Below are 14012 nucleotides of genomic sequence, written 5' to 3' on the forward strand. Positions count from 1 at the left end.
GGTCCGCTACGACCCGCGGCGACGACACTCGGCGACATGAATGTTGACCGTGTGGACCCGCAGACGGGCCTGTTCCTCGTGAAGAAGATCGGCGTCAGCGACACCGACGCCAGACAAGCCCGGCGGGAGGTGGAGCTCGGCGAGGCCACCCGGCTGCGCCGTGGCGTCCTCACCTCGGTGGAGCGCTGGACGAGCCTTGATCCTGCCCAGAAGTACCTGGATCGGATCCGGGCCGTGGTCGAAACCAGGAAGCACGATCCAGTGATCAGCCACCACTCTGCCGCCGCGCTCTGGGGAATTCCGCTCGGCCGCAACTGGCCGGTGGCCGTGCACGTTCTGGCGCGGCCGGCCTCGCATGCGCGCAGCAAGAACGGGGTGCTGGTGCACCGTACGGAATTCGACTGGGACGAGATCCTGGAAATCGACGGAGTCCTCGTGACCAGCCCGGCGCGCACCCTGCTCGACCTGGCCAGAACCGCACCCTTCGCGGTTGCCGTCGTGGCGCTCGACCACGCGCTCAATCCGGACCGGGCGGATCCGCAGGTGCTGGTGTACGCCGAGGAGCTCTCGGAGATGTTGGGCAGGGCCGGCTCGGCGCGCGGGCTGGCACGGGGGCAGCGGGCCCTCGACTTCGCGCGGCCGGACGCGGCCAACCCAGGGGAGTCGCTCAGCCGGGTCGCGATCTTCGAGTTGGGTTTTCCGGATCCCGACCTGCAGACGCGGCATCGGAACCCCCGCGGCGGATGGTACTTCACCGATCATGAATGGCGGGACTTCCACCTGATTGGCGAATTCGACGGGAAGGCCAAGTATCTCAAGGAGGAGTACCTGCGCGGCCGGACTCCTGGCGAGGTCGTATACCAGGAGAAGGTTCGTGAGGACCATCTGCGCGCCGAGGGCTTCACCGTGGTGCGCTGGGGATGGGCCGAGCTCGCCGACCGGGCGATGTTGCGGCGCATCCTGGTGGGCGCCGGCCTCCCGGTCATCCGCTGACCCGCGCCGGCCCCGGCCGCGCCCAGACAGAACTGTTGCCCGTTCGGACTTCTGCGGCCGGCGTACCGGGCGCAGATGTCCGCACGGGCAACAGGTGCTGTGCAGGTGGTGCAGGTGGTGCGGGAGCTCTAGTGCGAGGAGCCCTCGGTCTCGATCTCGCTGCGGTCGCCGGACCACAGCGTGTGGAAGGTGCCTTCCATGTCGACGCGCTTGTAGGTGTGCGCACCGAAGAAGTCACGCTGGCCCTGGGTGAGGGCCGCGGGGAGACGGTCGGCACGCAGGCTGTCGTAGTACGCCAGCGACGAGGCGAACACCGGCGCGGGGATGCCGGCGTGTGCTGCATCGGCGACGACGTTGCGCCAGGAGTCCTGCGCCTTGGCGACGACATCCGTGAAGAACGGGGCGGTGACGAGCGAGACGAGCCCGGGGTTCTCGGCGTAGGCCTCGGTGATGCGGTTCAGGAAGCGGGCGCGGATGATGCAGCCGCCGCGCCAGATCTTGGCGATGTCGCCCTTCTTGATGTCCCAGTTGTAGTGCTCGGCGCCGGCGACGATGGCGTCGAAGCCCTGCGAGTACGCGATGATCTTCGACGCGTAGAGCGCCTGACGGACACCCTCGATGAAGCCGTCCACGTCTTCGACCGGGCTGGCGGTCGGGCCGGGAAGGGCGGCGGCGGCTGCGCGCTGCGCGGGCTTGGAGGAGACGGAGCGGGCGAACACGGCCTCGGCGATGCCGGAGACGGGGATGCCGAGGTCCAGGGCGGTCTGCACGGTCCAGACGCCGGTGCCCTTGCTGCCGGCCTGGTCGAGGATGACGTCGACGAGCGGCTGGCCGGTCTTGGCGTCGACCTGCTTGAGGACCTCCGCGGTGATCTCGATGAGGTAGCTCTCGAGGTCGCCCTTGTTCCACTCGGTGAAGATCTCGGAGATCTCGGCAGGGGTCTTGCCGGTCCCACGACGGATGAGGTCGTAGGCCTCGCCGATGAGCTGCATGTCGGCGTATTCGATGCCGTTGTGGATCATCTTGACGAAGTGGCCGGCGCCGTCGGTGCCGACGTGTGTGACGCAGGGCTCGCCGTCGACGACAGCGGCGATGGACTCGAGGATCGGGCCAAGGGTGACGTAAGCCTCCGCGGAGCCGCCTGGCATGATGCTCGGGCCCTTGAGGGCGCCTTCTTCGCCGCCGGAGATGCCGGCGCCGACGAAGTTGATGCCGGTCTCGCGCACCGCCTTCTCGCGGCGGAGGGTGTCGGTGAACAGGGCGTTGCCGCCGTCGACGATGATGTCGCCGGGTTCGAACAGCTCCGTCAGCTGGCTGATCACGGCGTCGGTGCCGCGGCCGGCCTGCACCATGATGATCGCGGTGCGCGGGGTCGCAAGCGACGCGACGAAGTCTTCGATCGCCTCTGAGGCGACGAAGCCCGCCTCGGGGTGCTCGTCGAGGAGCAGGCGGGTGCGTTCGGGGGAGCGGTTGTACACCGCGACGGTGTTGCCTTCGCGGCTGGCCAGGTTGCGGGCGAGGTTGGAGCCCATCACCGCCAGTCCGACGACGCCAATGTTTGCTGAACCGGTTACTGACACGTGTTCTCCTTTGGGTCTGTGAGCTGCGACCAATCCAAGATTAGTGGCTCGCCTCTCCAATGTAATCATATTTATTAGTCCAGGTGGGCTGCACCTCCGCATAGGTGCGACGCATGATGAGTTCCATCGCCGCCCTGGCGTCCCCGGGCCGGCGGGCCTGGATCGCCTCGGCGACGTCGGCGTGCAACTGCAGGGTGTTCTGATGCGGGTGATCGGGCATCAGGCCCAGGTCGGTGCGGCCGGACAGGACCGCCGCGACGGGTTCGTCGAGTTTGGCGAACATCTCATTGCCCGAGCCGTGCAGCACCAGCTGGTGAAACCGGATGTCGAGCTCGAGGAACTGGGACAGGTCGCCGGACTGCCCGGCGCTGCGCATCAGCCCGGCCACGTGCAGCAGTTCGGCCGAGACCTCCGCACCGGCATGCCGGGCCGCCAGTTCGGCGGCCATCGGTTCCACGGCCGACCGGAGTTCGGTCAACGAGCGCAATTGTTCGCCCTTGCCTGGTCCGAGCAGCCGCCACCGGATGATGGTGGGATCGTACGCATTCCAGCGCTCGGGCGGCAGGACCCGGATGCCGACGCGCTTGACCGATTCGACCAGACCCATCGATCCGAGCACCCGCACGGCTTCCCGGATCACCGACCGGCTCACGCCCTGGTGCCGTTCGATCTCATCCGCCAGCAGAACACTGCCGGCCGGGACGGTGCCGTCGACGATGGACCGTCCGACGTCCTCGGTCACTCGGGTGTGCAGGCTGGGCGACATGGTCGTCACTTTATCGTCTAGACTCATGAGTTGAACTTCGGCGAGGGATTCGCCCGGCGTCCGGGAAACCGGCACCGGCGCATCCGTAATCGACGCGGCGAAAAGTCCCCCCAAGGCCTTTCCTCACGCTGACATGCGTTCGAGTTGAACCAGCATCCGTACCGCGGGCCCCGTGCCCGCGACATCAATACGGGCACACGAGGCCCGCAAGGAGACACCATGGCTGAGGCCACGAACAACAACAACAAGATTTCCGCCGACGCGCGCCACAGCTTCGGCAAGGGCGCTGCCCGCAAGCTGCGCGTGCTGGGCAAGATCCCCGCCGTCATCTACGGCCACGGCACCGACCCCGTGCACGTCGCCCTGCCCGCCCACGAGATCGGCCTGCTGCTGCGCCGCGCGAACGCCGTGCTCGAGCTCGACGTCGAGGGCACCACCCACCTGACCCTGGTCAAGGATGTGCAGAAGGACCCGGTTCGCCAGATCATCGAGCACCTCGACCTCATCGTCATCCGCAAGGGTGAGAAGGTCCAGGTCGAGGTCGCCGTGCACGTCACCGGCGAGCCCGCCCCCGGCACCACCGCGGACCTGGACGCCAAGACCCTGCTCCTCGAGGTCGAAGCCACCAACATCCCGCAGAGCGTCAGCGTCGATGTCGAGGGCCTGGAAGACGGAACCCTCATCCACGCCAGCGAGATCACGCTGCCCGCCGGCGCGTCGCTCATCTCCGACCCCGAGATGGTCGTCATCGGCGTGCACCTGCCCGCCGAGGAAGAGGAAGAGGAGACCTCCACCGAGGAAGCTCCCGCCGAGGAAGCTGCCGCAGAGTAGCGTTCCCCTGTTGACAACCGGACAGAAGACTGCGTAAAGGAACCCCCTGGACGAGAATCTCTGGCTCGTAGTCGGGCTCGGTAACCCCGGGCCCGGCTACGCCGGTAATCGCCACAACGTCGGCCACATGGTGACCATGGTGCTCGCCGACCGGATGCGGGCGAACTTCAAGAACCACAAGGCCAACGCCTCCGTCGCCGAGGGACGCAGTTTCCCCGGCGGCCCCAAGCTGATCCTGGCCAAGCCGAACAGCTTCATGAACCTCTCCGGCGGCCCCGTCGCGGGCCTGCTGCGCTTCTACTCGCTCGACGTGTCCCGCCTGATCGTCGTGCACGACGAACTCGACCTGCCGTTCGACACCCTGAAGATCAAGGTGGGCGGCGGCCACGGCGGCCACAACGGGGTGCGCGACATCATCGCCGCCACCGGGAGCAACGACTTCATCCGCATCCGGATGGGCATCGGCCGCCCGCCCGGCCGGCAGAACGCCGCCGACTTCGTGCTGCACGACTACACCAGCACCGAGCGCACCACCCTGCCGATCATGCTCGAGGATGCCGCGGACGCCATCGAGCTCATCGCCGCAGAGGGCGTCACCGCCGCCCAGCAGAAGTTCCACGCCCCGCCCGCCTAGACCGTCGGCGGGAACCCGTAGACTTGTGCGGTGATTCTTCAGGGCTTGATTCCGGCGCTTTCTGGCGCCTCCACGTTCGACAACGCCCTCGCCTTCGCGGCCCGTGACGCCGACTTCTCGCTCACCGAGGGCCTGCGCGCGCCGCTTCTCGCCGCGCTGATGGAGCAACGCTCCCGCCTCGACAAGGGCAGGGCCCTGCTGGTCATCACCGCCACCGGGCGCGAATCCGAGGCGCTCCGGGAGAACCTCGGCTGCTTCTCCGATGACGCCGAGATCGTCGAATTCCCCGCCTGGGAGACCCTGCCGCACGAACGACTCAGCCCGAGCGCCGAGATCGTCGGGCGCCGGCTCTACGCGCTGCGCCGGATGCGGGACTGGGAGAACTCGGATGCCGCCACCCGGCGTCCCCTCATCGTCGTCGCTTCGGTGCGTGCCGCCCTGCAGCCCGTGGCCGACAACCTCACCGACTACGAGCCCCTCGAGTTGACCGCAGGCGGCCGCGGCCACGACCTCGCCGCCATCTCGGTGGACCTCGTGAACGTGGCCTACGCCCGGGTCGACATGGTCACCCGCCGCGGCGAGTTCGCCGTGCGCGGCGGCATCCTCGACGTGTTCCCGCCCATGGCCGCGCACCCGTACCGGATCGAGTTCTTCGGCGACGAGGTCGAGCAGATCCGCGCGTTCGCGGTCTCCGACCAGCGTTCGATGCCCGAGCCCATCGCCTCGGTCATCCTGCCGCCGAGCCGCGAACTGCTGCTCAGCCCCGCCGTGCGCCAGCGCGCCCGGGAGATGCAGCACGAGTTCCCGAGCCTCGCGGGCCTGCTCGCGAAGGTGGCAGAGGGCATCCCGGTCGAGGGCATGGAGAGCCTGGCGCCGGCCCTGGTGGACCGGCTCGTGCCCGTCACGCACTACCTGCCCCGGCAGGCCGCCGTCGCCGTGATCTCGCCCGAACGGGTCGCCTCCCGCGCGATCAGCCTCGCCGAGACCAACCGGGAGTTCCTCTCCGCCGCCTGGAACGCCGCCACCGCCGGCGCCGAGGCGCCGATCGACCTCGCCTCGGGCGACTTCCTCACCCTCGGCACCCTGCGGGATGCCGTGCGCTACAGCGCACCCGGCGCCGGCGCCACCGAACGGGTCTGGTGGACGATGAGTTCGTTCCAGGCCGCCCCGACCGACATCCAGGTGCTGCCAGAGCACCGCGAGATCGACGAACTGCTCACCATCCGCATCCAGGGCGACGCCGTGCCGAGCTTCGCCGGCAGCGTCGAGGGCGCCGTCGGGCACCTCGGCAGCCGGATGAAGGACGGCTGGACCGTCGCGGTCGTCGCCCAGGGCGCCGGCCTCGTCGACCGCGCCGCCGACGTGCTCGCCGGCGCCGAACTGCCCGCCCGCATCGTCGAGGAATTCCCGGCGAACCCGGAGCCCGGCATCGCCTACCTGCTCAAGGCGTCCATCGCGCACGGCTTCGAGATCCCGGAGATCAAGCTCACGCTGGTGAGCGAGAGCGAGTTCTACGGCCGTACCGTCGGGTACGACGCCCGCCAGATCAAGAAACTCGCCAGCCGGCGCAAGAACGTCGTCGACCCGCTGCAGCTCAAGACCGGCGATCACGTCGTGCACCAGACCCACGGCATCGGCCGGTTCCTCGAGCTCACCCAGCGCGAGGTCTCCAGCGGCGGCCGCAACCCGGTGAAGACCACCCGCGAATACCTCGTGCTCGAGTACGCCGCGTCCAAGCGCGGCCACGGCGGCGACAAGCTCTACGTGCCCACCGACCAGCTCGACCTGGTCTCCCGCTACGTCGGCGGCGAGGCCCCCGCGCTGTCGAAGATGGGCGGAAGCGACTGGTCTGCCGCGAAGACCAAGGCCCGCCGTGCGGTGCGCGACATCGCCGTCGAACTGGTCAAACTGTACTCGGCACGGATGGCGAGCAAGGGTCACGCGTTCGGCCCGGACACCCCCTGGCAGCGCGAGCTCGAGGAGGCGTTCCCGTTCGCGGAGACGCCCGACCAGCTCACCACCATCGAGGAGGTCAAGGCCGACATGGAACGGCCCATCCCGATGGACCGGCTGCTCTCCGGCGACGTGGGCTTCGGCAAGACCGAGGTCGCCGTGCGCGCCGCGTTCAAGGCCATCCAGGACGGCAAGCAGGTGGCCATGCTCGTGCCCACCACCCTGCTGGTGCGCCAGCACATGGAGACCTTCCAGGAACGCTTCGCCGGCTTCCCGATCCACCTGCGCGCGCTCAGCCGGTTCCAGACCGACAAGGAATCCCGCGAGACCGTGGCCGGCATGCTGGACGGTACCGTCGACATGGTCATCGGCACCCACCGGCTGCTGTCCGAGAACACCATCTTCAAGGACCTCGGCCTGGTCATCATCGACGAGGAACAGCGTTTCGGTGTTGAGCACAAGGACGCGCTCAAGAAGCTCAAGACCAACGTCGACATCCTCGCGATGAGCGCCACGCCCATCCCGCGCACCCTGGAGATGGCCGTCACGGGCATCCGCGAGATGTCCACCCTGGCCACCCCGCCCGAGGACCGGCACCCGATCCTCACCTTCGTCGGCCCGTACTCCGACCGCCAGGTGGCCGCCGCCATCCGCCGGGAACTCCTGCGCGAAGGCCAGATCTTCTTCGTGCACAACCGGGTGTCCAGCATCAACCGGGTGGCCGCGCAGCTGGCCGAGCTGGTTCCGGAGGCCCGGGTCGCGGTGGCGCACGGGCAGCTGCCCGAGGCGCAGCTCGAGCAGGTTGTGGTGGACTTCTGGGAGAACAAGTTCGACATCCTGGTCTCCACCACCATCATCGAAACCGGCCTGGACATCGCCAACGCGAACACCATCATCATCGACCGCGCCGACAAGTACGGGCTCAGCCAGCTGCACCAGCTGCGCGGCCGGGTCGGCCGGGCCAGGGAGCGGGCCTACGCGTACTTCCTCTACGACGAGAACAAGCCGCTCAGCGAGATCGCGCATGACCGGTTGGCCACCATCGCGGCCAACAACGAACTCGGCGCCGGCATGCAGGTGGCCCTGAAAGACCTCGAGATCCGCGGAGCGGGCAACCTGCTCGGCGGCGAGCAGGCCGGCCACATCGCCGGGGTCGGCTTCGACCTGTACCTGCGCATGATCGGCGAGGCCGTGTCGACCTTCCGCGGCGACGTGGCCGAGGGGCAGACGGAGCTGCGGCTCGAGCTGCCCGTCGACGCGCACATCCCCGAGGAGTACGTCGACAGCGAGCGGTTGCGCCTGGAGGCCTATCAGAAGCTCTCCGGCGCGAGTGGGCTCGCGGCCGCCGACGACCAGATCGGCCTGGTGCTCGAGGAGCTCACCGACCGTTACGGCGAACCGCCCGAGGCCGTCACCAACCTCATCGCCGTCTCCCGGCTCCGCCGCCACGCGCAGCAGGCGGGCCTCGGCGAGGTCGTCGCGATGGGCTCCAACCTGCGGGTCGCGCCCGTCGACCTGGCCGATTCGATGCAGGTGCGCCTGCAGCGGATGTACCCGGGCTCGAAGTATTCGGCTGCCGCCGGAACCATGATCGTGCCGTTGCCGCGCGTGAACGGCGAACCGGTGGCCGACGCCGCGCTTATCGCGTGGACGGGCTCACTGCTGGACGCGGTGTTCCCGCGGCCCGTCGATACTGCCGTGCCCGCACACTGACCACGACGGCGGAGACCAGGATCGCGAAACCCGACCCGAGCAGCACGGCGAGGGTGGCCTCGTCGACCACCTCGGTGTTGCCGGCGAAGGCGAGCGCGCCCATCAACAGCGACACCGTGAACCCGATGCCGCCCAGGCACCCGACCATGACGATGTCGGCGAACTTGAGCCCGGACCTCGACCCGTTCGGGCGTCGGGAGATCATGCTGCCCAGCGTGCCCGCCAGGGTGATGCCGAGCAGCTTGCCCACCGGGAGGGCCACCAGGATGCCCCAGAACGCCGGGCTGAGTTCGGCCAGGCTCACCTGGGGGATCGCCACGAGAGCGGCGGAGAAGGCGAACAACGGCAGGATGACCGCGTTCGAGTAGGGCTCGAGGACGTGGTGCGCACGCCCCCCTGGCACGCGCGCCATCACGAGGCCGAGGATCACGCCGGCGATCGTGGCGTGCACGCCGGAGAGGTAGGTGAAGTACCAGGTGGCCAGGCCCAGCACAGTCAGGGCGGCCACGATCGGCCAGACGGGCTTCCGGCCCAGCACCCAGGCTGAACGGGGCTTGAGCATCCGGCTGGTGACGCCGAAGAGGGTGGCGGTGATGGCGGCGAAGCCGATGAATTGCAGCTGCGGGTCCTGGGTGAAGAAAAACGCGATGATCAGGATGGCGACCAGATCGTCGAGCACCGCCAGGGCGAGCAGGAACACGCGCACCCGGGTGGGGATGCCGCGGCCGAAGACCGCGAGCACGCCCAGCGCAAACGCGATGTCGGTGGCCGTCGGCACCGGCCAGCCTGCCGCGAGCCCCGACCCCTGGGTGAGCACCAGGTAGATGCCGGCGGGCACGAGCACCCCGCCGAACGCCGCGAGGGCCGGCAGCGCCGCCTTGCCCACGCTGTTGAGGTCGCCGATCACGAGCTCGCGCTTGAGCTCGATGGCGATGAGGAAGAAGAACACCGCCAGCAGCCCGTCGCTGATCCAGTGCTTGGTGGACAGGTCCAGCCCGAACAGGCCGGTGTGCAGATGCTCGTTGAGGGCGTCGATCAGCGCCGGGCCGAACGACAGGTTGGCCATCAGCAGGCCGAGGATCCCGGCGATCAGGAGGAACCCGGCGGCGTAGCGTTCGGAACGGATGACGGTCATGGGGAGTCCTGTTCACCCGCAGAAAAACGGGTCGGTCGTGAGTCGGAGCGAAACGCTTCGCCCGCCGACCAGACTTCCCGGCACACCTGCGTTCAGTTTAGCCGGGCCGCCTACGATGGAGTGTGACCGAATCCAGCCAGCCCCGCCCATCCGGTAGCACGACCCCCGGCCAGTCCGGCCTCGATGAACTCGTGGCCACCGTCGCCCGGCTGCGCGCGCCCGGTGGCTGCCCGTGGGACGCCGAGCAGACGCACGAGTCGCTCGTGCAGTACCTCACCGAGGAGACCCACGAGCTGATCGAGGCCATCGAGAGCGGCGACCGCGAGGACCTGCTCGAGGAGCTCGGCGACGTGCTGTACCAGGTCGTCTTCCACGCGTCGATCGCCGCCGAGACCCCCGGTGAGGAGTTCGACATCCAGGATGTCGCCGCGCGGATGACCCGCAAGATGGTCGGCCGGCATCCGCACGTCTTCGGCGACGGCGCCGAGCAGAGCATCGAGGCGGTCGTCGCCGGCTGGGACGACGTGAAGGCGGCCGAGAAGCCGCACCGCACCAGCGTGCTCGACGGCATCCCGCAGGGCATGCCCGCGCTCGCCCTGGCCGACAAGGTGCTCGGCCGGGCCCAGAAGATCGGGCTGCTGGAAACGGATGCGCCCGGCCTGCTGCCCATCGACAGCGAGGCCGAGCTCGGCCCGATCCTGCTCGCCATCGTGTCGGCGGCCAAGGCGCAGGGACTCGACTCCGAGCGGGCGCTCCGCACGGCGCTCCGCGACCTGCAGGACGAGATCCGCGCCGCCGAGCAGGAGGGCGACCCGGAAGACGCCGGGATCATCGGCCTGCCCAGCGCGTAGCGGGCCCCGGCGCCGACCGCTAACGTCGGCTCATGACCGAAACCTCCTTCAACGCGCTCCTGACCCAGCAAATCGGTAACGAGTTCGCCGCGTCCCAGCAGTACATCGCCATCGCCACCTGGTTCGACAGCCAGGACCTGCCGCAGCTGGCCGCCCACTTCTACCGCCAGTCGGTGGAGGAGCGCAACCACGCCATGATGCTCGTGCAGTACCGGCTGGACCGCGGCCTCGAGGTCGTGATCCCCGGTATCCCCGCCGTGATCAACGGGTTTGCGAACATCGTCGAGCCGATCGCGCTGGCGCTCGCCCAGGAACAGCAGGTCACCGGTCAGATCGAGGCACTCTTCCGGGCCGCCCGCGCCGACGGCGACGCCCTCGGCGAGCAGGCCATGCTCTGGTTCCTCAAGGAGCAGGTCGAGGAGGTCGCGTCCATGTCCACGCTGCTGACCATCGCCCGGCGCGCCAAGGACAACCTCTTCGACATCGAGAACTTCATCGCCCGCGAGCAGGTCGGCGACGCCGGCGGCGACACCGATGCTCCCGGAGCCGCCGGCGGAGCCCTCTAACCGCTGACGGAACGGGGCCGGCCGGGGGACCTGACAGAATTGGGGGCATGGCAACAGCAGTGACCCCTCCTCGCGGCATGCGCGATTTCCTCCCGGCCGACAAGGCCACCCGCGAGAGGGCGCTGGGCATCATCCGCTCCAGTTTCGCCGCACACGGGTTCGACGAGATCGAAACGCCGGTCATGGAGGACACTGCCAGGCTGCACTCCGGGCTCGGCGGCGACAACGAGAAGCTCGGCTTCGCGGTGCTCAAGCGCGGCCTCGCGCCGGCCGACCTCACGGCCGCGGCCGAGGCCGACGACCTGCTCTCCCTGGCCGACCTGGGCCTGCGCTTCGACCTCACGGTGCCGCTGGCCCGGTTCTACGCCAGCCACCGCGCCGACCTGCCCACGGTGTTCCGCTCCATCCAGATCGCCCCGGTCTGGCGAGCCGAGCGCCCGCAGAAGGGGCGCTACCGCCAGTTCATGCAGTGCGACATCGACATCATCGGCGAGGCCGGCCCGCTGGCCGAGATCGAGTTGATCACCGCCACCGTCGCCGCGCTCGACAACCTGGGGCTGACCGGCTGCTCGATCCGCATCAACGACCGGCGCATCCTGAGCAGCCTCCTGGCGTTCTGGAATGTGCCCTCGAATCTGTACGAACGGGCACTCATCACGCTCGACAAGTTGGACAAGATCCGCGTCGACGGGGTTGTCGCAGAACTCAGAACTCTCGGAATCGATGCCCCTGGCATTGAGGACACTCTGATGGAGATCACCAAAGTCGGCTGGGGCCTGCGCGAATCAGGTGAGGAACAGCCCGCGTGGTTGGATGAAGCGGCGTACGAGGACCTGCTCATTCTGAAGGCTGCGTTGCCCGATGCTCGGCTCGAATTCGACCCCACCCTGGTGCGCGGCATGGGCTACTACACCGGCACGATCTTCGAGATCGCCCACCCCGACCTGGGCTATTCGCTGGGCGGCGGCGGCCGCTACGACGGCATGATCGGCCGGTTCCTCGGCTCGGATGTGCCCGCCTGCGGCTTCTCGATCGGGTTCGAGCGCATCGTCGACCTCCTGGCCGGCGACGACGGAACGGCCGAGAACGCCGTGGTCCTCGTGCACGAGAAGGACGCCGACCCGGCCGCCCTGGTGCGTCTGAAGGGGGCGCTCGTCGCCGGGGGACTGCGGGTGCGGCTGGAGAAGCGCACCAAGAACCTCAAGGCCCTGCTCGAGCGCGCGGGCGCCGCCGGCTACGGCCGGTTCGCCGTCGTGGCCGACGAGACCGTGACCGCCGACGAGCTGGTCTTCAAGCCGCTGGGCGACTGAACGGTCCATGAACGCTCTGGCGACGGGACTTCAGTCCTCCTCGCGCCCGCGCCCCGATCACTAGACTGTCCTCGGACTGGAACACAGCGGCGTCTTCCTCGAAATCCACTCGGACTTACATCCAAAAATAGATAGACAGACAGACACAGGAGATAGTTGTGGCTCTTATTGACGCAGTTGTTGCACGCGAAATCCTCGACTCCCGGGGCAACCCGACCGTCGAGGTCGAGGTTCTGCTCGAGGATGGCACGCTCAGCCGTGCCGCCGTTCCGTCCGGCGCCTCGACCGGCGCCTTCGAGGCTTACGAGCTGCACGACGGTGACAAGAAGCGTTACCTCGGCAAGGGCGTGCTCAAGGCCGTCGGCTCCGTCACCGACGAGCTCGGCCCGGCCGTCGAGGACCTCGACGCCGCCGACCAGCGCATCATCGACATGGTCCTCAACGAGACCGACGGCACCGTCAACAAGGAGCGCGTCGGCGCGAACGCCATCCTCGGCGTGAGCCTGGCCGTCGCCAAGGCCGCCGCCAGCTCGGCCGACCTGCCCCTCTTCCGCTACCTCGGCGGCCCGAACGCGCACACCCTGCCGGTGCCGATGATGAACATCATCAACGGTGGCTCGCACGCTGACAACGACGTCGACATCCAGGAATTCATGGTTGTCCCGCTCGGCGCCCCGACCTTCAGCGAGGGCCTGCGCTGGGGCGTTGAGGTCTACCACGCCCTCAAGGGCCTGCTGAAGAGCAAGGGCCTGGCCACCGGCCTCGGCGACGAGGGTGGCTTCGCCCCCAACCTGCCCAGCAACCGCGCAGCGCTCGACCTCATCGTCGAAGCCATCACGCTGGCCGGCTACGCGCCCGGCACCGACATCGGCCTGGCGCTCGACTGTGCAGCCACCGAGTTCTTCAAGGACGGCGTGTACCACTTCGAGGGCAAGGAACTGACCTCGACCGAGATCGTCGCGTACTACGCCGAACTTCTCGAGGCGTACCCGCTCGTCTCCATCGAAGACCCGCTCGAGGAGGAGGACTGGGAAGGCTACGTCCACCTCACCGCGCAGCTCGGCGACAAGGTGCAGATCGTCGGAGACGACCTGTTCGTCACCAACCCGATCCGCCTGGCCAAGGGCCTCGAGCTCGGCGCCGCCAACTCGATCCTCATCAAGGTCAACCAGATCGGCACCCTGACCGAGACGATGGATGCCGTCGCCCTCGCCCAGCGCGCCGGCTACACGACCGTCATCTCGCACCGCTCCGGTGAGACCGAAGACACCTTCATCGCCGACCTCGCCGTCGCCACGGATGCCGGCCAGATCAAGACCGGTGCCCCGGCCCGTAGCGAGCGCGTCGCCAAGTACAACCAGCTCCTGCGCATCGAAGAAGAGCTCGGCGAGGCCGCGGTCTACGCCGGCCGCTCCGCGTTCCCCCGCTTCAAGGGCTAATACCCCGGTAGCACAACGCACGACCAGAAGGACCCCGGCCGCGGCCGGGGTCCTTTCGGTTGCGCCGCCCAGATGACCGGCCCGAGCCTGCGGGTTTCCTCAGGATCGGTGCGCCCGGTCCGTGTCGACCGATGCAGCGCCAAACATCTGGCACTCTAGAACAGGGGCATATTCTGCGCCCCGGTCTGCGCGCCGCAATCGGAGCGCATCGCAATCGGAGGGAGTCGTCGTGACCACGAAC

Annotated in this window: 11 protein-coding genes; 8 read left to right on the forward strand and 3 right to left on the reverse strand. The window is 68.5% G+C overall.

Annotated features, from left to right (window positions below):
- Window positions 1-36: 36 nt before the first annotated feature.
- Window positions 37-993: a type IV toxin-antitoxin system AbiEi family antitoxin domain-containing protein gene (locus DOE79_RS20705; protein ID WP_162942853.1), complete on the forward strand. Its 957-nt coding sequence runs from the start codon at window positions 37-39 to the stop codon at window positions 991-993.
- A gap of 128 nt (window positions 994-1121) precedes the next feature.
- On the opposite strand, the gene gndA is transcribed toward DOE79_RS20705, so the two are convergent.
- Together gndA and DOE79_RS18965 are read right to left on the reverse strand one after the other, a co-directional pair.
- The gene (gene gndA / locus DOE79_RS18960) at window positions 1122-2525 is read right to left on the reverse strand and encodes an NADP-dependent phosphogluconate dehydrogenase (RefSeq protein ID WP_245977343.1); all 1404 of its coding nucleotides are present in this window, start codon (window positions 2523-2525) and stop codon (window positions 1122-1124) included.
- An 88-nt stretch (window positions 2526-2613) separates the two neighbouring features.
- Complete coding sequence (locus tag DOE79_RS18965) at window positions 2614-3339, reverse strand: FadR/GntR family transcriptional regulator (RefSeq protein WP_120339834.1); 726 nt, start codon at window positions 3337-3339, stop codon at window positions 2614-2616.
- Between the two features lie 219 nt (window positions 3340-3558).
- Here DOE79_RS18965 and DOE79_RS18970 point away from each other — a divergent pair, with 219 nt between their 5' ends.
- Genes DOE79_RS18970 through mfd form a run of 3 tightly spaced genes read left to right on the forward strand, consistent with a single transcriptional unit; the run spans window position 3559 to window position 8470 of the window.
- Entirely contained in the window at window positions 3559-4170 is a 612-nt protein-coding gene (locus DOE79_RS18970; protein WP_120339835.1) for a 50S ribosomal protein L25/general stress protein Ctc, read from the forward strand.
- 46 nt (window positions 4171-4216) lie between these two features.
- Window positions 4217-4804, forward strand: a complete 588-nt coding sequence (gene pth, locus DOE79_RS18975) for an aminoacyl-tRNA hydrolase (protein ID WP_120339836.1) — start codon at window positions 4217-4219, stop codon at window positions 4802-4804.
- Between the two features lie 30 nt (window positions 4805-4834).
- Window positions 4835-8470, forward strand: coding sequence for a transcription-repair coupling factor (mfd, locus tag DOE79_RS18980; RefSeq protein ID WP_120339837.1), 3636 nt, complete (start codon window positions 4835-4837; stop codon window positions 8468-8470).
- Here mfd and DOE79_RS18985 read toward each other — a convergent pair.
- Window positions 8397-9605 carry a Na+/H+ antiporter NhaA gene (locus DOE79_RS18985; RefSeq protein WP_120339838.1) on the reverse strand — a complete coding sequence of 403 codons (1209 nt, stop codon included), beginning with the start codon at window positions 9603-9605 and terminating at the stop codon, window positions 8397-8399. The two genes, mfd and DOE79_RS18985, sit on opposite strands and share 74 nt — an antisense overlap.
- 122 nt (window positions 9606-9727) lie before the next feature.
- On the opposite strand from DOE79_RS18985, the gene DOE79_RS18990 reads away from it, so the two are divergent.
- The 4 genes from DOE79_RS18990 to eno all read left to right on the forward strand — a co-directional run bounded on the left by DOE79_RS18990 (window position 9728) and on the right by eno (window position 13771).
- Complete coding sequence (locus DOE79_RS18990; RefSeq protein ID WP_120339839.1) at window positions 9728-10456, forward strand: nucleoside triphosphate pyrophosphohydrolase; 729 nt, start codon at window positions 9728-9730, stop codon at window positions 10454-10456.
- Window positions 10457-10488: 32 nt separating this feature from the next.
- Window positions 10489-11022: a ferritin gene (locus DOE79_RS18995; RefSeq protein WP_066596609.1), complete on the forward strand. Its 534-nt coding sequence runs from the start codon at window positions 10489-10491 to the stop codon at window positions 11020-11022.
- Between the two features lie 47 nt (window positions 11023-11069).
- Window positions 11070-12332, forward strand: a complete 1263-nt coding sequence (gene hisS, locus DOE79_RS19000) for a histidine--tRNA ligase (protein ID WP_120339840.1) — start codon at window positions 11070-11072, stop codon at window positions 12330-12332.
- 158 nt (window positions 12333-12490) lie between these two features.
- Window positions 12491-13771, forward strand: a complete 1281-nt coding sequence (gene eno / locus DOE79_RS19005; RefSeq protein WP_120339841.1) for a phosphopyruvate hydratase — start codon at window positions 12491-12493, stop codon at window positions 13769-13771.
- Window positions 13772-14012: the final 241 nt, after the last annotated feature.

Source organism: Cryobacterium soli (genome assembly GCF_003611035.1).
GTDB classification, from domain to species: Bacteria; Actinomycetota; Actinomycetes; order Actinomycetales; family Microbacteriaceae; genus Cryobacterium; species Cryobacterium soli.